At 52.2% G+C, this 21261-nt stretch carries 12 protein-coding genes; 6 read left to right on the top strand and 6 right to left on the bottom strand.

Going from position 1 to position 21261, the window contains the following annotated elements:
* Positions 1-82 precede the first annotated feature (82 nt).
* On the bottom strand, positions 83-1903 hold the full coding sequence (locus tag ACTS3T_RS07760; protein WP_377967540.1) for an AAA family ATPase: 1821 nt from the start codon (positions 1901-1903) through the stop codon (positions 83-85).
* A 71-nt stretch (positions 1904-1974) separates the two neighbouring features.
* Here ACTS3T_RS07760 and ACTS3T_RS07755 point away from each other — a divergent pair, with 71 nt between their 5' ends.
* Positions 1975-3873 carry an ArsA family ATPase gene (locus ACTS3T_RS07755; RefSeq protein WP_377967538.1) on the top strand — a complete coding sequence of 633 codons (1899 nt, stop codon included), beginning with the start codon at positions 1975-1977 and terminating at the stop codon, positions 3871-3873.
* A 16-nt stretch (positions 3874-3889) separates the two neighbouring features.
* Here ACTS3T_RS07755 and lipA read toward each other — a convergent pair whose 3' ends face one another.
* Entirely contained in the window at positions 3890-4795 is a 906-nt protein-coding gene (gene lipA, locus ACTS3T_RS07750; RefSeq protein WP_377967536.1) for a lipoyl synthase, read from the bottom strand.
* Positions 4796-5320: 525 nt separating this feature from the next.
* Here lipA and ACTS3T_RS07745 point away from each other — a divergent pair.
* Positions 5321-5875: a response regulator gene (locus ACTS3T_RS07745; RefSeq protein WP_377967534.1), complete on the top strand. Its 555-nt coding sequence runs from the start codon at positions 5321-5323 to the stop codon at positions 5873-5875.
* Positions 5876-5985: 110 nt separating this feature from the next.
* On the opposite strand, the gene recR is transcribed toward ACTS3T_RS07745, so the two are convergent.
* The 3 genes from recR to ACTS3T_RS07730 form a co-directional block, all read right to left on the bottom strand.
* A complete protein-coding gene (recR, locus tag ACTS3T_RS07740) occupies positions 5986-6579 on the bottom strand; it encodes a recombination mediator RecR (protein ID WP_377967654.1) in 594 nt (197 codons plus the stop codon).
* Between the two features lie 429 nt (positions 6580-7008).
* The gene (locus ACTS3T_RS07735) at positions 7009-8505 is read right to left on the bottom strand and encodes an MBOAT family O-acyltransferase (protein WP_377967532.1); all 1497 of its coding nucleotides are present in this window, start codon (positions 8503-8505) and stop codon (positions 7009-7011) included.
* Positions 8502-11678: a DUF1574 domain-containing protein gene (locus ACTS3T_RS07730; protein WP_377967530.1), complete on the bottom strand. Its 3177-nt coding sequence runs from the start codon at positions 11676-11678 to the stop codon at positions 8502-8504. The genes ACTS3T_RS07735 and ACTS3T_RS07730 overlap by 4 nt, the downstream gene beginning before the upstream one ends.
* A 685-nt stretch (positions 11679-12363) precedes the next feature.
* Between ACTS3T_RS07730 and ACTS3T_RS07725 the strand changes: the two genes are divergently transcribed.
* The 4 genes from ACTS3T_RS07725 (at position 12364) to ACTS3T_RS07710 (ending at position 18690) form a co-directional block, all read left to right on the top strand.
* Positions 12364-12645 (top strand): hypothetical protein, encoded by a 282-nt coding sequence (locus ACTS3T_RS07725; protein WP_377967528.1) that lies wholly within the window; start codon positions 12364-12366, stop codon positions 12643-12645.
* Positions 12646-12873: 228 nt separating this feature from the next.
* Positions 12874-15981 (top strand): phosphoenolpyruvate carboxylase, encoded by a 3108-nt coding sequence (ppc, locus tag ACTS3T_RS07720; RefSeq protein WP_377967526.1) that lies wholly within the window; start codon positions 12874-12876, stop codon positions 15979-15981.
* Between the two features lie 212 nt (positions 15982-16193).
* Positions 16194-16730 (top strand): outer membrane beta-barrel protein, encoded by a 537-nt coding sequence (locus ACTS3T_RS07715; RefSeq protein WP_377967524.1) that lies wholly within the window; start codon positions 16194-16196, stop codon positions 16728-16730.
* Between the two features lie 235 nt (positions 16731-16965).
* Positions 16966-18690, top strand: a complete 1725-nt coding sequence (locus ACTS3T_RS07710) for a helicase HerA domain-containing protein (RefSeq protein ID WP_462934900.1) — start codon at positions 16966-16968, stop codon at positions 18688-18690.
* Positions 18691-18768: 78 nt separating this feature from the next.
* Here the strand turns inward: ACTS3T_RS07710 and pcrA are convergent, their stop codons facing one another.
* A complete protein-coding gene (gene pcrA / locus ACTS3T_RS07705) occupies positions 18769-21123 on the bottom strand; it encodes a DNA helicase PcrA (protein ID WP_377967519.1) in 2355 nt (784 codons plus the stop codon).
* Positions 21124-21261: the final 138 nt, after the last annotated feature.

The following is a 21261-nucleotide window of genomic DNA, read 5'->3' as shown; positions in this document are numbered from 1 at the left end:
AATAACCAGTCAAGCTAGCGCAAAATCTATTCAGATACTTCCGCAAAATCCTGGAAGCTTGACAAGAATTAACTTTACTGATTTAAGCATTATGCACTTGCTTTTGGGTCATTAAAGCCTGATATGCCTGCTGGAAATGGAGAGTAGTAATCTGAATTTGCGACGGTTCATTTAAGCCCTGAGCGCGATAGTCACGAATGGCTTCTAAGGCAGCTTGATTGCTCAGCAACGCCAGATCAGCGCCATTCCAGCTAACGGTACGCGCCGCCCAGTCAGCTAGATCAACGTCGTGTAGAGGGCGATCTTGGTTGTGAACGCTCAAAATAGCCAGTCGGGCGGCTGTATCAGGCAAGCTCACTTCTAGCTGTAAATCCAGACGTCCTGCTCGTAGCAAGGCTGGGTCAATAGCTTGAGGCCGATTAGAGGCTCCAATTAGCAAAATATGGGTGGCTTCGCGTAAACCATCTAGCTCTGTCAAAAGCTGGCCGACGACGCGATCGCTCACGCCAGAGTCTCCCACAAACTGGCCGCGGATAGGAGCTAATGTATCAATCTCGTCGATAAACACTACACAAGGAGCTGCCTGACGAGCTTTGGCAAACAGTTCTCTAACGGCTTGTTCAGCAGCACCCACCCAACGACTGAGCAGTTCTGGCCCATTAACAGCAATAAAGTTGGCTCGTGCTTGAGCAGCAACCGCTTTGGCTAGCAGCGTTTTGCCTGTACCGGGGGGACCCCAGAGTAAAATGCCTCGCGGTGCCTGAGCGCCCGTTTGAGCGTAGAGATCGGGATAAAGCAAAGCGCCTTCCACCGACTCTTGCAACACCTGTTTGACAGTGGCTAACCCACCGATTTGCTCCCAAGCAACGTCAGGCGATTCTACTTCTACTGAACGCAAAACAGCCGGACGAATTTCTTTCAGTGCTTGCAAAAAGTCAGGCTGAACAATAGCCAGAGTTTCAGGTACAGAAGCCTGGAGCGAGGGCACCTGGCGACGGAGGGCGAGATAAGCAGCTTTTTGGCAGAGGGCTTTGAGGTCAGCCCCAACAAAGCCAACGGCTAAATCTGCGATCGCGTCTAGATCAACATCTACTAACGGCATTGCCCGCGTTTGAATGGCGAGAATTTCTAAGCGGCCTTGGCGATCCGGCACCTGAAACTGAACTTCGCGATCGAAGCGTCCCGGTCGTCGTAGGGCTGGATCAAGATGGTCGGGACGATTGGTGGCCGCTAAAACAATCACCCCCGTGGATTGAGCAAATCCATCCATCAGGCTCAACAGTTGCGCAACTAGCCGCTTTTCAACTTCCCCTTCCACTTTGCTGCGATCGGGTGCCAAACTGTCAATCTCATCAATAAAGATCAGACAAGGAGCAGATTGAGCCGCTTTTTCAAACAGGCTACGCAGTCTGGCTTCAGCCTCCCCATAGTATTTACCCATCACCTCTGGGCCAACAATGGCAATGTAGCTCACGCCAAGAGACGCTGCTAGCGATCGCGCCATTAACGTTTTGCCCGTTCCCGGTGGGCCGACGAGCAAAACACCCCGAGTCGGTTCTAAGCCCAATTTAGCCAGCAGGTCTGGGCGCTTTAGCGGCATTTCTACTAGCTCTTGCAGTTCTTGGCGTACAGCCGCCAGTCCGCCCACCTCGCCGACTTCTGCGGGGGAGGCCGACGAAGCAGCGGGCGGCGGGATAATGACTCCCTCGTCTGGCTCTGGCTGAGGTGAGCGGGGTTCCCGGCTGACACTCCAATTCGTGGGAATGTTGCCTTGACGGGGAATACTGCTAACAGTGCGGCTGTTGATGCGGACATCAGCTTTGAGTTCGCCCTTTGCTGCCTTTTCTTCTAAAGTTTTAGCGAGTTCAAGTAGTTGCTCAAAGCCTTGAAAAAAGTCGCTCATAAGTTCAATTCCCTGTTTTTGCTCACCCAATTGCCAGCGTTATTGTTCCCACCTCACCTCTCAGTGCATTTATGAACGCTCTTGTTTTGCCTCTGTTACAGTCGCGTCAACTGGTTATGTTCAGCGGCAAAGGGGGGGTTGGCAAAACCACATTGGCCTGTGCGATCGCCCGTGCTTGGGCGCAGCAGTCACCAAAAACTGTTTTGCTGCTATCAACCGACCCGGCTCATTCTCTGGCTGATGTCTTGCAGATGCCCGTGAGCAATCAGCCAGCGGCGGTAGCCGATTTGCCTAATCTGCAAGTCAGAGCGCTAGATGCTCAGCAACTGTTGCAGGCTTTTAAGCAGCGCTATGGGGCTGTTTTAGAACTGCTGGTAGAGCGCGGCAGTTTTGTAGACGGATCGGATCTCAGCCCGGTTTGGGATATGGGCTGGCCTGGATTAGATGAGCTGATGGGGGTACTTGAAATTCAGCAAATCTTGCGAACGCAAGCAGCCCATCGGGTAGTGGTTGATATGGCTCCTAGCGGCCATACGCTCAATCTGTTTTACCTGATGGATTTTTTAGACACGTTTTTAGCGGCTCTCGATACCTTTCAAGAGAAACATCGCTTTATCAGCAAAACGCTGGCGGGTCGTTATACGCCAGATGAAGCCGACAAATTTTTGCAAGACATGAAGGCGGATCTAGCCTCAGGGCGATCGCTTTTACAAGATGCGGTTCGTACCGCCTGCTGGATTGTGGCCATTCCAGAAGCAATGAGCCTGCGAGAAAGTGAACGGTTTGCCGCAGCGCTAGACGACCTTAATATTCCCATAGGCGCAATCTGCGTCAATCAGCTCTTAGCGGCCACCGCCGCCGATCGCAATCGCGTTTTGGCTCAGCAGCAAATCTTGGCTCAGTTTCAGCAGCTTCGACCCGAACAGCCAGTTTTGACGGTTGCCCAGCAACCCCAAGAACCGATTGGCTCTGCAGCGATCGATCAGCTTCTAGCCCAGCTAAACCAGCCCCCGACCCAGGCAATCGCTGAACTTGGCAACGTGCCGATAGTTTGGCCTGAGCCGTTACCACCCGGTCTGAGCGATTTTGTAGCAGCAGGTCGGCGCTTGGTGATTGTCGGAGGCAAAGGCGGCGTCGGTAAAACCACCGTTGCAGCAGCGATCGCTTGGGAAATGGCGCAACAGCATCCCGAAGCCGCCGTCAGGGTCGTTTCTATCGATCCGGCTCATTCGTTAGGAGATGCTTTAGGGCAACCTTTAGGCCACCAACCAACGCGCTTAACCCCAAATCTAAGCGCTCAGGAAATCGATGCGCATGAGGTGCTAGACCAATTTCGCGCCGATTATCTGTGGGAACTGGCGGAGATGATGGGCGGCGAGGATGACATTGGGGGCGGTTTTCAGGTGATTTATGGGCCAGAGGCTTGGCGGCAAATTGTTTCAGAAGCCCTTCCTGGCATTGATGAAATGCTTTCGCTGATCACCATCATGGAGCTACTAGAGCAAGATCAGCAGCAGCTAATTGTTCTAGACACAGCACCGACCGGACACCTCTTACGCTTTTTAGAAATGCCAACCGCTTTAGCCGACTGGTTAGCCTGGATTTTTAAACTGTGGATTAAGTACCAAGACGTGGTGGGTCGCACTGAGTTTATGGGACGCTTACGGCAGCTTCGACAGCGGGTGGTGAGTGCCCAAAAGCAGCTAAAAGCAGCCAGTCATACGGAGTTTATTGGAGTTGTCAATCATCAAAGCGCCGTTTTGGCTGAAGCTCAACGTCTGAACCAAGCGCTTACGACGATGGGTATTCAGCAGCGCTACCTGATTCACAATCGCTACCAGCCAGGGCGATCGCTGCCAGCGTCTTTATTCGCAGCCCAAACGGTTGTGCGACTGCCTTTGTTACCCAGCAACGTTGACGCTTTAGCGCAAGTTCAAGGGGCGGCGCATCTGTTATTTGAGCAGGGTTGACGGGTTAAGCCAAAGTCTAAACTTCGCCAGCATGGTAAGAACTCCGTACCAAGGGCCCAGAGCGCACATGAGAAAACCCCATCTGGCGAGCGATCGCACCTAATCGGTCAAATTCAGCCGGAGTCCAGTATTTTTGGACGGGCAGGTGAGCCAGCGAAGGCCGCATATACTGCCCCAAAGTCAGGCGATCGCACTGTGCGGTTCTTAAATCTTGCAAGGTTTGAATAATTTCGGCCTCGGTTTCGCCATGCCCCAACATCAGCCCTGATTTCGTCGCGGTGGCGGCATTACAGGCTTTCACACAACGTAAAACCGCTAGCGATCGCTCATACTTAGCCCCCCGGCGCACAACCCCCTGCAACCGAGCGACTGTCTCAATATTGTGATTAAAGCAGGCTGGCTGAGCTTCTACCACAGCCTGGATTCGCTGTTGCTGCTGCGACGCTGAACCACTCCAAAAATCAGGCGTGAGCACCTCTATCTGAGTCGTGGGATTGAGGGCTTGAATCGCCTGCATCGTCTGCACAAACCAGCCCGCACCCGCATCAGGCAAGTCATCGCGAGCCACCGACGTTAATACCACATAGCGCAACCCTAAAAGCTGCACAGACTCCGCCACCTTTTGCGGTTCTTGCGGATCGAGCGGCATCGGCGCATGCCCCTTATCGACCTGGCAAAAGCCACAAGCGCGAGTACAGGTAGGCCCCATCAACAAAAAAGTCGCTGTCCCCTTGGCGTAGCACTCGGCTCGATTAGGGCAGCGACCTTCCTCGCAAATCGTATGGATTTGACGCTGCTTGATAATTTTTTGGACGGTGGAAAGTTCGCTAGCTTTACCGATTGGTCGCCGCAGCCAGTCGGGCAGGCTAGCTATTTCCAGGCGACGAGCGGCAGCATCAGCGGACGATGAAGATCCAGGCATAAACAGCGGCGATATAGGGCAGCTTGCAATCGGTCAACGAGATGAAGGCAGATCTAAACTTTTAAGCAGGGGGAGGGACAACCCAGAACTGAAGCGTTACCATTACCTAAAATACTGTAAAAGTTTAAAAGTTTTGGATATCAATCTAACGGATTGGGCGACTCAATTGAGCGACGGGATCGCAAAGATCACACCGCTGCCTGCTCACGTTTTGGCAGGAGCGCATATGTTACGCTGTCGCGATACAGCCTAGGGAAATTGAGGCTTTCCTCTGAGTTCACGAGTTAGTCAATCCAGTTGCGTTGGAATACTAGAAGAAACGAATTGCGGGTAGTCTTCAAAGATCTATTAGGATTGTCATGGTGCGTAAGCTGGCTTTATCAAACGCTTTGCTAAAGCGATCGCGGCTAAGTTTTCAGAGGGTTACCTTAAAGCTAGCTGCTTTTCTGCTTCGCGATGTTGCAGTCCGGGCACATTCACCCCAAACTGTATTAAACCTTCAAGTCACCGCTAGAGGAGTTGGTCGTGGCAAGTCATAAGATTTTGGTCATTGACGATAGTCGAGTTATTCGGATGCGTGTGAGAGACATGCTTCCCCAGGGAAACTTTGAGGTTCTTGAAGCTAAAGATGGGGTTGAGGGGCTAGAAACCATCCGTCAAGCACGGCCAAATCTCATCATGTTAGATTTCTTGCTGCCACGGATGAGTGGTTGGGAGGTCTTTCAAGAGATCCAAAAACAGCCAGATTTGCAGCATATTCCCTTAGTGCTGATGTCAGGACGCCGCGAGGAAGTCGCCGAAAAAATTTCGGAGCCTTTTGAGTATTTTGAATTTATCCAAAAGCCATTTGAGCAAAAAGAGCTAATTGAAGCCATCAAAGGCGCAATGGCCAAAGCGCGTAAGCCGCGCAAACCCACAGCAGCAGCAGCAGCCCCCGCAGCAGCCCCGGTAGATAGTGGTACCTCAGCAGCCGAAATTGAAGCCCTCAACGCCAAGGTTGCCAAGCTGCAAGCCGAGGTGAATCAGCTTAAAGGCCAGGTGGCGAAGATGCTAGCGTTTATCAAGCAAAAGCTGAAATAACGCTTCTTAATCCCCGCTTCTCCCCCAATGTGAAATTTGAGAGCCATCTGCGAGGGGGCATCTTAGCTATGAGCGTTAGGCTCAGCGATCGGGTGGCCTCTGCTTCTGGCTTACTCAAGCTCCCGCCGCCCTTCTAAGGCTCGAGCCAGGGTTATTTCATCGGCATACTCTAAATCGCCTCCCATAGGCAGCCCAAAGGCAATGCGAGTTACCTTGGTGAAAGGTTTCAACAATTGCCCTACATAGAGCGTCGTGGTATCGCCTTCAATGCTGGGGCTGATGGCCAAAATCACTTCTTTAATTTCTTCCTTATTGACCCGATGTATCAGCGGGGCTATGTTGAGCTGCTCTGGGCCAATGCCATCCATGGGCGAAATCAAGCCCCCCAAGACATGGTATTTACCTCGGTATTCCCGCGTTTTTTCGATCGCAATCACATCTCTAGAATCGGCAACCGCGCAAAGGGTCAGCTTGTCTCGATTGACGGCTCGACAAATTTCACAAATTGGCTCAGCCGAGAGATGAAAACAAATAGAGCAGTAGCCTACTTGCAGCTTGGCTTCCATCAAAGCCTGGGCAAGCGCTTTGACTTCAGATTCGGGACGTTTGAGTACGTGCAGCGCTAGCCGCTGAGCCGTTTTTGGCCCAACACCGGGAAGGCGCTGAAATTCTTCAATCAGACGAGCTAAGGGACGGGTATAAATTGGAGATTACCTCCTCATAAGTCCAATTCAGTCCTCCTTTTATTGTGCCGTACCCCCACAACTTCAGCTTTGTTGCCCAAGGTTTGGCAGTGATCGCTATTGCTATGAGGGTTGACCCCTTTGAAGGGCTGCAAACTTTTAACAGAAACGCTTTCTTCCTGCCTTTAGCTACCCCTCTTCTAAACCCACTGATCGAGATCACTTTGGCGGGACGGTGTGATCACCTGCGGCTTAGACAGTTATCACTGTGTCGCCCCCCCAACTAACCGAAAATTATACTATGAACACCCAGGATGCAAAGAGTTAAGCAAGTAATCCATCAGGTTGCATGCTCTACCCTAAACAGGTTTTACTCTTTTCTCCTAAATAACCAGCGAACAACACCCCAGCGATTAGCCGGGGTGTTTCTTTAACTCAAAGGCTCTGTTGCTAGAACTCAAAATAGATATAGGGCAGGGTTTCGCTAGGGGCGAGCAGCCAAGCCAGAAAGAAGCATAAAGGAACCAAAAGCAACTTGACAGGCCAGCCAAGCTGAATTTTCAGACGGCGGTGACAGACATAGGCGATCGCCATAGCAACCCCTACCAGCACCAGCAAGGCAGCTACTTCAGGCATCGTCAGCCCTAACGATTCGCGGTAAACCTTTGTGGCAAACTGAATGTCTGCAGGTTGACCCCACAAGCGCTGAACCGCAAAGCTAAAGTCGCGGACATCGGGCAACCGAAAGAACAACCAGCTACCAAATACAACAAACTGGGTCAGCAGCCAGCCCAAAAGCAAACCGGGCAAGCTGCGCCAGCCAACAGCCAGCCATTGCCAGCGTTGAGTCATGGCCTGATTTAGACGATGAATAGCCAACGCTAAACCATGAATTCCTCCCCAAATCAAAAATCCCCAATTGTCGCCATGCCATGCTCCGGCTAACACCATGACAATCACCAGATTAAAGCAGGTGCGCCACAGCCCTTTGCGAGAACCGCCCAGCGGAAAATACAGGTAATTGCGCAACCAAGCGCCCAGGGTAATGTGCCAACGCCGCCAAAACTCAGCAATGCTGGTACTAAAGTAAGGAAAGTCAAAGTTTTGTGGCAGGCTAAACCCCAAAAAGATAGCGCTACCCCGAGCAATATCTACATAGCCGCTAAAGTCTAAATAAAGCTGTAGCCCGTAAGCAAAAGTAGCCAGCCAAATATCCCCACTGCCAGCCCGCTCTAGGTTGTCAAAGCTGAGATTAACCAAAATAGCAATGCGATCAGCCAGCAGCAGTTTTTTCACGGTACCGATCGCAATTAACCACAGCCCTTCGATCACCTGGTGCATCTGGGGAAACTGGGGCTGACGGAGTTGGCCGATAAAGCTGTGAAAGCGAACAATAGGGCCGGAAATCAGCTTGGGGAAAAAGAGCTTATAGGCAGCAAACTCGACAAAGCGATCGCTAGGTGGCGAACCGCGATAGACATCTACTAGATAGGCAATACATTCAAAGCAAAAAAAGCTAATGCCCAGGGGAATAATCAGGTTTTCTAACAGCGATTGGCTGGCAACCAGTAAGGGATAACCGCCCGTTAGCGTAGTCAGCAGGTCGAAGGAAGGGGTGAGATATTTGAACCCAAAGAGAAGCAGCACATTTAGCCCAATGCCCAGCCAAAGCAACCCCAAACGGCGATGATCCCACTCGGCTTCAGCCGCCTGCCACGCCTCATTAGAAATTCGCCAGTTGAGCGGAGCGCTGATTGCTTTGCCAAACCAGTAACTCGCTAGCGCGATCGCCAGCATCAGCGGCAAATACTGCACCTGTAGCGAAGCGTAAAAAACGAAGCTGGCTACCAAGAGCAGCCAGGTTCTCAAAATCGGGCGCGGTAGCGACCAGTAGATGCCAACCACGCTAAACAAAAAAAGAGCGTAAATAATGGAGGGTAAGGTCATGGCTCTATCTGGGGGCGCGGCCAAGGAATCATCGGATCTTGAGCCAAACGATTGGAAACCTGATAAGCGCCATAGCGATTGAGGTGGCTGGGGTCGGAGAAATAGCTATAACGCTCAGGCCAGAGTTGCCCCAAATCTCTAAAGACAAAACCGTTTTGGCTGGCTGATAGCTCCAGCATAAAACGTTGAAACTCAGTCTCGGCTGTCATCCGGTGTGGATCTAGATACTCGTCTGTCAGTGGCGTATTAACGAAAACGACCGGAATATTTTGCTGCTGCGTAAACGCCAGTAAGTTTTCTAACGCCTGTACTTGACGGCCTTGCAACCGGAAATCTTCGTAATCGCTGTCGTAGTTGCCGGGGACACGGGCGTGATCTTGGTAGTAGGTGGCTGGATTAAAGCGTACGGTTAGCGCTAAAAACCCGTCAAAGTCCAGCAAATCGGTATCATCCGGCAGCGCCATTGGGTCATCTAGATTGTCTGGATTTTCATCTGTTTCGGCAACCGATAAGGCCGCTAGCAGGGGAGGATCCCATTGGGCAAAGAGCTGTTGTAGCTGCGTTTTGAGCTGTTCGCGATCGCTGTGAGCGGCTGACAACTGCGCAAACTGCTGACTCAACCAGCGATCGACCGTCTGATAGCTTTCTCGCAGACTGGTTACAGACACACGGGGGGGAGCTAGCTCGGCGGTATCGGTTGCTTCTGAGGTTGCTAAATCGGGTTCAGCCGTATCGGGTAGCAGCGTACCTATTTGCAACTGGCGGTACCCTTCAGAAGCCGTGATGCCGTTGTAAGTAACATCGACTCGACCACTGTTGAACGCTCTAGCGCCATCAGCCCAGACAATCAGCTTGGGCAGCTGATCAGGCTGTAAAAGCTGGCGAATGGTGAAGTCTACCACCTGGGCGGTTGAGCCATTAACGCCAAAATTAAAAATGTTGACATCCGAATAACCCAGCGCTTGGAGCGATCGCTCTAGAGCAGCCGGATCAACCCCTCGCAAAGCCCGCGAACTCCCTACGACCAAAACTTCCGGGGGGCCAGACGCTTGTAAACGCTGGTAGTAAAGCGCTAGCTTTTCGTCTAATTGCTGGCTTCTAAAAGAAGGAAAAGGCGATTGGCTCAGCAAAGTGTTGGGCGTCACCAGCAGGCGATCGGCCTCTGAACCCGCTGCCAAATTTTCTTCAGAAAAAGTTTCGCCCCCACCAAAATCAATAAACCCATCTGCGGCCAAGCTTTCAGGGGGCGGTTCGTCAGCTTGGCGGCCAAATTTAATTTCTGCCCATTCGTCATCAACTAGAGCTTCTTCGGCGGGGGGTGTAGGCAGGGGTTCTGGCTCGGCAGATAGCGCTAGATCAGGCAGGGGGGGCATGGCTTCTGCCGCTGCCGGATGGCGCGGCGGATTGAGAATTTGACCGAGCAGCCAATCGGTTTGCAAAACCAGTAATAGCCCTACGGTTCCCCAGACTAGAGCCACTTTGGGGCTGCTCGTTGCGGGTAACTGAGGGGTTTCAGTCGCTAAAACATCGTGGCTGGGTTCAAAGAGCTGGGTTTGAAACAGCAGGTTCCGCGCTGTCAGCCCAATTTGCTGCCAGCTATCGTAAAGCGCTGCCCAGAGGCTTTCGGTATCTTCTTCGGAGAAGTCAATCGCCTGATCAGACGTTGCCAGCAAGTCACCAAGGTAAGCTTCTGAGGCGGCAAACTCAGGCACGGCTTTGGGCACTACGCGATCGCGGCTTTGAAAATCTTTGCCATAATGCCAGGTTGGCTGCTTTTGTCCGGCGCGTCGCCCGTAAAGCCGAATGCCTTCAATCCCTTCTAAGTCAAGCTGGCGCAAATAGGGCGCTAAGTGGCGGGTGGCGAGTCGCTGCGGCGGACACACGGGAGCCTCTAACATCACATGCAGCAGCTTGTCTTTGACCAGCAGTTGCACCCGAATTCCTCCGGTTGCTAGCTTGTTTTCTAAGTGGGGATTGAGTTTGCGGGTGAGGGTAAAGGCTAAGGCGGGCAAATCGCCCTGTTGAGCCAGAATCGCCGTTGATGCGGCTAAAGCCGGGTGTTCTTGAGCGGGTAAATCCAGGCAGTGAATCCAATCGGGGGCGTCTTGATGAACGTCTTGCCCGTATACCAGCGCCCGAAAAATGCCTTGAGGCGCTAGCCCGCTTAACAGTGCCGTGAGCGCCTCCACCACCACAGCTTGCTGAGGAACGGCTGGTGACGACGCCTCCGTGCTTTGACAGAGAATATGAAGACTGGTGGATTTTAGCTCGGTGCGAGTGGCGATCGCCAAAGGAGCTAACGTTTGCTCAACTAAGCAGGCGATCGCTTCTGCATCTCCCCATCTTGCCCAGTCCCGCAGCATTTCTTCGCGGGGAGTTAAATCTACCCGCAAAACCCAGTCAGGCTGGTGTTCTCCCTGTACCTGCACCAAAATGACTGCGTCTTGAAACTGGGTCAGTTTGAGGTGGCGAAGCTGTTGCGCCGTGGGTTCGGCGACTAGGTTAGGATCGGGGCTGTAGGCGGCTTCACACAAAATCCATAAGCGGGGAATGGCTCCTGGCGCTACGGCAGGATGATCCGGGTCGTCGTGGTGCGCCGTCACGGCGCGCGCCAATGGCTGCCCCTGACCCGGAATGGCTCGAATACTCACCCAAACGCCAATGCCCAAACGGCTCAACGTCTGGCTTAAGTAGCGAGCGATCGCCTCTGGGTCTCCTTTGCGAGCCAAGCTGAGATTAGATAGAACAATGGCGTTACTCAACGCCTGGGTAGCATCTTCGCTAGACTCGCCCAAAAGCGCCCCCGCCAAATCAGGCCGCAACGGTTCGGTAAGCTGTACCAGATGTTTTTCGAGCCGATTGAGATAAACAGGGGCGCTCCAGGCTGGCTCAGACTGCTGGCTGCTGCGGCTATAGAAATAAAGCTGATAAATATTGGGGTAGCTATCGCTTAGCAGCGTCTTAAACGCTTCTTCTAAAAGCGCTTGCACCAGTCGCAGCAGGGTTGTTTCTCGCTCCAGAGCAGCGGGCGTTACACAGAGAACATGCAGAATATTCCCGCGCAGCTTGAGTTGGAGCTTGGCCTGAGGCTGGGCGATCGCCTTTTGTAACCAAGCATTTAGCTGGGTTAGATCGGTTTCCAGATGAGGCGTCAGACGTTGCTTGCTAACCATGCGACTCTAGAATCCCTAAATCATGGGGAACTTCAACCTACCAAACGTTCTCAATAGCAGCCCATTCATCTAATTGAGCTTTAGTTTTAGCAATCCTTAACTAAAATACTTCACGACTGTTCAGGCAAACAGATTGATTAAGTTCCTGTAGATGCCTGCAATCATTAGCAACCAGCTCTAGAATTTCAACCCAGTTGGGCAAATTTAGCGCTTATAGCTACAAAAGTATACGCAGGATAACAGAAAACTTGAGAATCATCGTCTAAAACTTTTAAAGAGGCGCTTTACTCAAAAACGCTCAAAGTCGGACGCTTTGGCCTTTTGCCCTATCTTGACGATAGATCTGGTTGATTAGCTGCCACCGCGTCCCCCAGTAGCCCTGCCCAAACCTGTTTTGAGGGTGGGGAGGTTGTCACTACCTGGCTATGCCCGCTGTTGTTGAGGTTCACTGATGCCACCCCCTCGTTAAGCCGTTGCCCTTGCCTCTCTATAAATCTAGGATAACGAGTCTCACTTGCCCCATCGACCTCGTTCGCTCCGGCCAAATTAGCTGGGAGTTGAGTGCAGGTTGACCCCTGATGAACTGCTCAGACCCAATGTTGAAGGAATTGGAACAGGAATAGAGGAAATCTGGCATCTGCCTATATGATCGAGCAATAACCCCGCTTATCTGCCTATCTACACCATGATGTTTGCCCAGTCAGGCGAAACCACGACTGCTAAACCACCCGGTAGCGAGCAGACCCAGCGCTATCGCGAGGCTAGCCCACTGCCGTCCGCTTCAAACTGGCTAGTCAGTCTGGCAACGGCTCCGGTCTTACTCGCCATTGTGGGCAGTCGGGCGCTGAGTGAATTTAGCCAACAGCTTGGCCTAGCGAGTGAAGAGCTTTTTCGCGGCGATCGCCTGCCTGTCCTCAGTCGCTCCAATTTAGAAGCCAAAGATGATGAGCAGCTCAAACCCGAATAGCCCCGGCAAAACGCTCTAGAAGGTTCCGGCGATCGCTAGGGACGATTTTCGTTGCGCAGCCTCTTGTCTTCACGGTTGAAGGCTGAGACAGTAAGGTTAGCTTCTGCAACTTTCAACCTCACTGGATTTGCTCGCTAGCCGCCAAGTGTTGCCCCATCGGTGGCCCTTCCTGACTAAAAATCGTTACGTCGTTTCGAGTGTCATCCAAGAAAAAGCTAAATACCTTTCATGAGTTCGACCCTCCATCCTTCTGATACTCCTTTTCCATCAAACACGGCTACCCGCGTGGCCGATGATGTCGTGGCTACAGAGCCAACCTATGACTTGTTCTTGCGCCATCGGCTGAAGATGGTAGAAGACTTATGGGAACGCGTTTTACAGCAGGAGTGTGGGGAAGAATCCGTTGAGTTGTTGCGCCAGCTACGACGCATTTGCGCCCCCGATGGCCAAGTTGCCAGAGCGCTGGAAGGGAGCGTTCTTGACGTTATTGAACGATTAGACCTCAACGACGCTATTCGCGCGGCGCGTTCGTTTGCGCTTTATTTTCAGCTGATCAACATCGTTGAGCAGCACTACGAGCAGCGGGGTCAGCAGCTTCAGTACCAAAACGACTACGAAAATGCAGAGCTTTCGCTTGCGGGTAACACGATTGGTGTGCAAGAAACAGCCGCCAATGCTTTAGAAAACAGCGGTCATTTAGAGCATCCGCCCCGCAGCTTACAAGCCGACGTCTTAGCCCACAGCCTGCCTGACTGGCAATCCAACCGCCGCAAATCAGGCACGTTTCACTGGCTGTTTCCCACCCTCAAACGGCTAAATGTGCCGCCGCAGCTGATTCAAAAGCTGGTCAACGATTTAGATGTGCAGCTTGTTTTTACCGCCCATCCCACCGAAATTGTGCGCCATACCATTCGGGACAAGCAGCGGCGCATTTCGGACATTTTGCGCCAGCTTGATCAAGCCGACGAGCGGGCTAGCTCCATTGGCTTAGCAACCTCCTGGGATGTAGAAGATTTGCGCGATCAGCTCACAGAAGAAATTCGGTTGTGGTGGCGCACCGACGAACTCCATCAGTTTAAGCCTTCCGTACTCGACGAAGTTGACTACACGCTTCACTACTTCGACGTGGTGCTGTTTGAAGCCATTCCTAAACTCTATCAGCGGATCAAACGGACGCTCAGTTCAACCTTTCCGTCGCTCCAGCCGCCTCGCTATGATTTTTGTCGGTTTGGCTCGTGGGTCGGCTCTGATCGCGATGGCAATCCTTCCGTCACGCCTGAGGTTACCTGGCGCACTGCTTGCTATCAGCGCAACCTGGTTTTAGACAAGTATATTGGCTCGGTTCGCCATCTCATCCAGTTGCTCAGTCTTTCGCTGCACTGGAGCGAAGTCTTGCCAGAACTATTAGAGTCTCTAGAACAAGATCAAGTGAAGCTGCCAGAAGTCTACGACAGCTTGGCCATTCGGTTTCGGCAAGAACCCTATCGCTTAAAGCTAGCGTATATTCAGCAGCGCTTGGAAAACACTCGCGATCGCAGTCAGCAGCTTTATCAAGGCGGTTACCTGCAAGAACAGCAAGTCAAGCTTAATCCGGCCACCCTCTATCAATCTGGCGACGACTTCTTAGGCGAACTGCGCTTAATCCAGCGCAACCTCAAAGAAACCGGGCTGGTCTGCCAAGAACTAGAAAATCTGATTTGCCAGGTTGAAATTTATGGCTTTAACCTAGCCCAGCTCGATATTCGCCAAGAAAGCTCTTGCCACTCCGATGCTTTAGACGAAATTACGGCTTATTTGCAGATTTTGCCCAAGCCTTACAATGACCTGTCTGAAGCTGAAAAAACAGCTTGGCTAACGCAAGAGTTAAAAACTCGGCGACCGCTGATTCCAGGAGAGCTACCCTTTTCAGACAAAACCTGCGAAACCGTTGAAACCTTTCGAATGGTGCGCAAGCTACACCAGGAATTTGGCAACCGCATTATTCGTAGCTACGTCATTAGCATGAGCCATCATGTCAGTGACCTGCTAGAAGTCTTACTACTAGCTAAAGAAGCTGGCCTTTATGATCCCACCACGGGAGAATCGGCTATTCAGCCAGTGCCCTTGTTTGAAACCGTCGAAGACTTACAACGCGCTCCTCATGTGATGCAGCAGTTGTTTGAGCTGCCGTTATATGCAGCTATGCTACGCGGGGGCTATGAAGCGGCCAAAGCTGAGCAGGCCACGACACCGCTGCAAGAGGTGATGCTGGGCTACTCCGACAGCAACAAAGACTCTGGGTTTCTCAGCAGTAATTGGGAAATTCACAAAGCTCAGCAAGCCTTGCAAGCAGTTGCCGATACTTATGGTGGCTTCGCTCTACGTATTTTTCATGGCCGTGGCGGTTCAGTCGGGCGTGGCGGTGGCCCCGCTTACGAAGCAATTTTGGCGCAACCCGGACGCAGCATTAAAGGCCGCATCAAAATTACCGAGCAAGGCGAGGTGCTGGCTTCTAAGTACAATTTGCCAGACTTGGCTCTATACAACCTAGAAACCGTGGCAACGGCTGTCATTCAGGCCAGCTTATTGAACAACAGCTTCGATGAGATTAAGCCCTGGAACGAAATTATGGAGGAGTTGGCTCACCGTGCCCGCTGCCACTACCGAGAACTAATTTACGAACAGCCTGACCTGGTTGAGTTTTTTCACCAGGTAACACCGATTGAGGAAATTAGCCAGCTACAGATTAGCTCTCGTCCGGCGCGGCGCAAGAGTGGTAAAAAAGATTTAGCTGGCTTGAGAGCGATTCCCTGGGTGTTTAGCTGGACGCAAACCCGCTTTCTGCTGCCGTCTTGGTATGGGGTTGGCACAGCCTTAGAAGAATTTTTGGCGCAAGAGCCAGAAGAACACCTGAAGCTATTGCGCTATTTCTACCACAAGTGGCCTTTCTTCAAGATGGTGATTTCTAAGGTCGAGATGACCCTAGCTAAGGTCGATTTGCAAATTGCCGAACATTATGTCCAGGAGCTAACCCATCCTGACAATCGCGAACGCTTTCAGGCCATGTTTGAAACGATCGCTAAAGAATTTCACCTCACCCGGAGCCTGGTTTTACAAATTACCGGGCACCACAAGCTGCTTGATGGCGATCCGGAGCTACAGCGATCTGTGCAGTTGCGCAACGGTACGATTGTGCCGCTCGGCTTTTTGCAAGTGTCGCTAATCAAGCGGCTGCGCCAGCATCGAGACAGCGCGGCGTCTGGAATTATTCGATCGCGCTATAGCCGTGGCGAACTCTTGCGCGGCGCTTTGTTGACGATCAACGGGATTGCAGCAGGTATGAGAAATACGGGCTGATTCAGCGATTTCGTAACAATTAATCACAATTTTCCTGCTAAACTCCAGGTATTTGTTTGAATGAACCCGTAAATCAAGCCTAATCTTGCTGGGGTGGGGCTAATTACCAGGTTGCGATCGCGCAGCCTGCTATTCTCCCTAAGTCGGCAGTGGCTTGAAAATTGTAAACCACAGTTTCCCAATCGGGCGGCATTTTGTGAGGAGTAAAGCAGATGAAAAGTAGTCAACGTTGGGTTTCCGGTTTTGGCACAGTTGCCCTCACCAGTACCGCGATCGCCAGCGCCCTAACCCTGGCAGAGGCTGCTCCTGCCAAAGCCCAGGCAGCTTATGGTAGCTATATTGGTGTAGGCGTCGCCGTGGGTCTGACGGAAGACAATGACGGCGATGGCGACAATTTTTCTGGCGTGATTGCAGGACGCTATCGGTTATTAGAGTCGCCTATTTCTATCCGGGGTCAGGCGCTGCTATTTGGAGACTCTAGCGCTTTTGTCCCTACGGTGTCTTATGACTTTCCGCTCAACTGGCAGACAGATGCTTACGTGGGCGCGGGGGTTTCTTTTGTGGCCGATGGCGACGAACCCTCACCAGTCGGGGATCAAACCGCCTTTGTCATTCAGCCTGGGATTGACTATGCCTTGCCCAACAGCAACATGGTTGTCTTTGGCAACGCTATTATTGCTTTCGATGCCTATCGCGATGGCGGCGGCGCGGCTTTGTCGCTCCAGGGGGGCGTCGGCTTCCAGTTCTAGCTTCTCGTTCTAGATGAAACGGTCTGTTTTGCATCGGTTTTGAACCAGCGCAGAGCGGCAAACCCTCCAAGAGGCATAGCCCAGCGCGAGTCGCTTTAAGCGTTTTGTGCCTGCCTTTTGTGCGGTTGGCTGCTCTGCCTTTTGGCTATGATTGTCAGACTTTCTTAGAGAACTAATGTATTAAAGCAGTTCTCAAGTTACCATAGCTGCAAGCATTGAGCGTTTTAGCAGGGCTATGGAACTCGATAAGCCATTAGGGTCAGTGATTCAAGGTTCCCTGAGTCAGGGGCTAGAAGTGCGCCTGCATCCAGATGTTTTGGTAGAAGAGATGCGGGTAGGCAAGTTTCTAGTGGTGCAGGGGGCGCGATCGCGTTTTTTCTGCATGCTGACCGATATTGCATTGGGCACCGCTAGCCAGCGAATTTTAGCGAACCCGCCAGAACCCAGCAATCAGTTTTTGCAGCAGGTCTTAGCCGGGACAGGCACCTACGGCACGATTGATCTAACGCCCATGCTGATGTTTACGCCCAAACCGCTGCAGACCACATCTAGCAGCCCTGCAGCCGCCCAGCCCAGCCCAAGCCGTAACGGGCTGGCTTCTTACCAGGCGCAAAGCAGCGCCGACATGGAGCTGCTGCCAGTTAAAACCATTCCAGGGCACTTTAGCCAGGTCTATGACGCCTCTGAGCGCGATTTTCGGGCGGTGTTTGGCTGGGAAGATGACCCCCATCGCCGCAATTTTTCGATCGGCCAGCCCATTGATATGGAGGTGCCTATTTGTCTGGATCTCGATCGCTTTGTCGAGCGGAGCAACGGCATTTTTGGTAAATCGGGTACGGGCAAGTCGTTTCTGACCCGGCTGCTGCTGTCTGGCATTATTCGCAAACAAGCAGCGGTCAATTTAATTTTTGACATGCACTCTGAATATGGCTGGGAGGCCGTCAGCGAAGGCAAGCGCTTTAGCACCGTCAAAGGACTCCGGCAGCTTTTTCCGGGGCAGGTGCAGATTTTTACCCTCGACCCCGAAGCTACTAAGCGGCGCGGCGTCCGCGACGCCCAAGAACTCTACATTAGCTTTGACCAAATTGATGTAGAAGATTTGATGCTGGTGCGGGGTGAACTCAATCTTTCAGAAGCTAGTTTAGAAAACGCCATTATCTTGCGCAACGAGTTTGGTAAAGCCTGGATTAATCGCTTGCTGACGATGACAAACGAAGAAATTCAGGAATTTTGCGAAACCAAAATGGGGAGCAAATCTTCGATTATGGCGCTGCAACGCAAGCTAACGCGCTTGAGTGACTTAAAGTATTTGCGCCATACCTGCCCGCACAACTATGTGGGGCAAATTTTGGAAACGCTAGACGCTGGCAAGCATGTGGTGGTGGAGTTTGGTTCTCAGTCAAATATGCTGTCCTACATGCTGGCAACCAATGTGATTGCTCGCCGCATTCACGCCAGCTATGTGCGCAAGGCCGATCGCTTTTTGCAAACCAAAAATCCCAGCGATCGCCCCCAGCAGCTCATGATCACCATCGAAGAAGCGCACCGCTTTTTAGACCCAGCCACCGCCAGACAAACCATTTTTGGCATCATTGCCCGTGAAATGCGCAAATATTTTGTGACGTTGCTGGTTGTCGATCAGCGGCCATCAGGAATTGACAATGAAGTTATGTCGCAGGTGGGCACGCGGATTACGGCTCTGCTAAATGACGAAAAAGATATCGACGCTATTTTTACCGGGGTTTCGGGAGGGCAAAGCCTGCGCTCAGTGCTGGCGAAGCTAGACTCGAAGCAGCAAGCGCTGATTTTGGGTCATGCTGTGCCCATGCCTGTTGTCGTTCGCACTCGCCCTTACGATCAAACTTTTTACACCGAAATTGGCGATACAGCCTGGGACGAAATGCCCGCTGCCGCAGTCTTTAAGGCGGCTGAATCGGCCAAAGCTGATTTGGGGTTTTAGCCAGTATGCGGCTGTCAGCCATCTGAGCAGTGATAGTTAAAGGCAGAAGGCTAAAGGCAGCAGGAAAGCGTTTTAACTTTAAGATGACTGTACCCGATCGAGTCTGGCGACTTTAGGATCGATAATCTTCTGGCCGTGGCCGGGAAACTTGATCGCCAGACAGATTTTGTTGCCTGCGCCAAAGATGTGGGTGACTTGGCCGGGGCCAAAGGCTTTGTGAATGACCTTATCGCCTACCGTCCAATCATCGGCGTGGGTACCAGGGCGATCGCTGTCGGCAGCTTCTACTTTGAGCGATCGCATCGTTTTAGCCCACTGGGTGGGGATAGCGGCGGCCACATTGGTATCAATATAGTCACGCGGCAGTTCACCTAAAAACAGCGACGGACTCGCCGCTTCGCGGTTGCCATAGAGTCGGCGCATGCGGGCATGAGAGATAAACAGTCGCTCTTTAGCGCGGGTAATGCCGACATAGCAAAGACGACGTTCTTCTTCGGTGGCGGCGGGGTCTTCGAGGGAGCGAAAGTTGGGGAACAAGCCTTGCTCTAACCCCACCAAAAACACCACCGGAAACTCCAGCCCTTTAGAAGAGTGCAGCGTCATCAGCGAGACTTTGGCTTGCTGCTGTTCGTCTAAGTTATCTAGGTCAGACGCGAGAGACGCATTGGCAAGAAACTCTTGCAAAGACTTGTTTTCGCTTTCTTCTTGAAACTGCAAAACGGCGTTGTAAAGCTCTTGCACGTTTTGAATGCGATCGAGGTCTTCATCGGTGCCTTTGCTTTTGAGGTCTTGAATGTAGCCGACATCGTCAATAATGCCTTGCACCACCGTTGAAGCTTCAGCCGTCTCTAGCCGAGATTGCCAGGTTTTTATCACTTCTGCAAAGCCCAGCACAGCTTTGGCCGATCGCCCTGCTAAGGTTTTAACCGAGGTTTCGTCTTTAAGGATTTCCCACAGCGGCACGCCTAAGGTTTGTGCCCCTTGCTCTAGCTTTTCAATTGTCGATTTGCCTACGCCGCGACGGGGCACGTTGATAATGCGTTTGAGGCTAACGGTGTCGGCTGGGTTTACCACAGTCCGCAGGTAAGCCAATACGTCTTTAATTTCGCGGCGATCGTAGAAACGCAAGCCGCCGACAACCTGATAAGGAATGCCGTAGAACGTTAGCCGTTCTTCAAAGGTGCGCGACTGAGCGTTGGTGCGATAGAGAATGGCAAAGTCGCCCCAGTTTAGCTCAGGGTGGGCGTTTTCTAGGCTGCGAATTTGACCTACGACAAAATCGGCTTCGGCCTGCTCGTCTTCTGCCCGGTGGCACAAAATTGTTTCGCCAGCGCCACGGGTGGGGCGCAGCACTTTATCAATTCGCTCGGTGTTGTTTTCGATCAGGTAGTTGGCGACGTGCAAAATGTTTTCGGTGGAGCGGTAGTTTTCTTCTAGCTTCACCATTGAGCGGGTGTCGTCATCGGGCAGACCGTCGCCAAAGTCATCTTGAAAGTTCATCAAGATGGTAAAGTCGGCGCTGCGGAAGGAATAAATGGACTGATCGGCATCACCCACGACAAAGATAGAGCGGTGGTGCCAGTCGTTGAAGCGGGCGGCTGATTCGCCGTTGGTTACTAGCAGCCGAATTAAGTCGTACTGGGTGCGGTTGGTGTCTTGGTATTCGTCTACGAGGATGTGGCGAAAGCGCTGGTGCCAGTAGGCTAAAACTTGCTCGTTTTGGCGAAAGAGCTGTACGGGAATCCAGATCAAGTCGTCGAAGTCGAGGGCGTTGTTTTCGGCGAGCGATCGCTGATAATGCCGATACACTTCAGCGATGATGCGTCCGCGATAGTTGGGCTGGTCTTTTTCGACGTCTTCGGGTGAGAAGCCTTGGTTTTTGGCGTTGCTGATGGCGTAGCGTACCGATCGCGGGTTGAATTTTTTGTCATCTAGGTTCATCTGGGTGATGACAATGTTTTTGACTAAGCTTTGGGCGTCAGATTCGTCAAAAATGGAGAAGTTTCTTTTCCACTGGTGGCCTTGGGGGCTTTGATATTTTTCAATGTCGAAGCGTAATATGCGGCAGCAGAGGGCGTGGAAGGTGCCGATCCAGAGGTTTTTGGTAATGTTTTTGTAAGCTTGCGATCGCAGTTTGGTTTGGTCGTAGGCGGGTAAGGCGTCTAGCGGTTTGCTGTGTTTTTCTTGAGCCATTTGCTCGGCAAACAGCTTTTCAATCCGCTCTTTCATTTCTTTGGCGGCTTTGTTGGTGAAGGTGACCGCCAAGATGTTTTCGGGGTCAACCCGATGGGTTAGCACCAGGTTGGCAATGCGAAAGGTGAGGGCACGGGTTTTGCCGGATCCGGCCCCGGCGACGACGAGCAGCGGCCCGCAGTAGTGTTCAACGGCGCGACGCTGAGAAACGTTGAGCTGATTGAGAAAGTCAGTACCCATCAAATCCCGATATAGCAAGTTGATGGGGGCGGGCTGATAGCCTTTACCCATCCACGATCTACTGTAGCAAGGGACGAGGGCTGCGATCGCTCCCCTTTTTACGGGTTTTCCCCATCGGCAGCAGGTTGTTTCGAAATG

This window comes from Almyronema sp., assembly GCF_052168255.1.
In the GTDB taxonomy this organism is placed as follows: Bacteria; Cyanobacteriota; Cyanobacteriia; order Phormidesmidales; family Phormidesmidaceae; genus Sphaerothrix; species Sphaerothrix epifaneia.
This window is presented reverse-complemented; position numbering and strand designations above follow the sequence as displayed.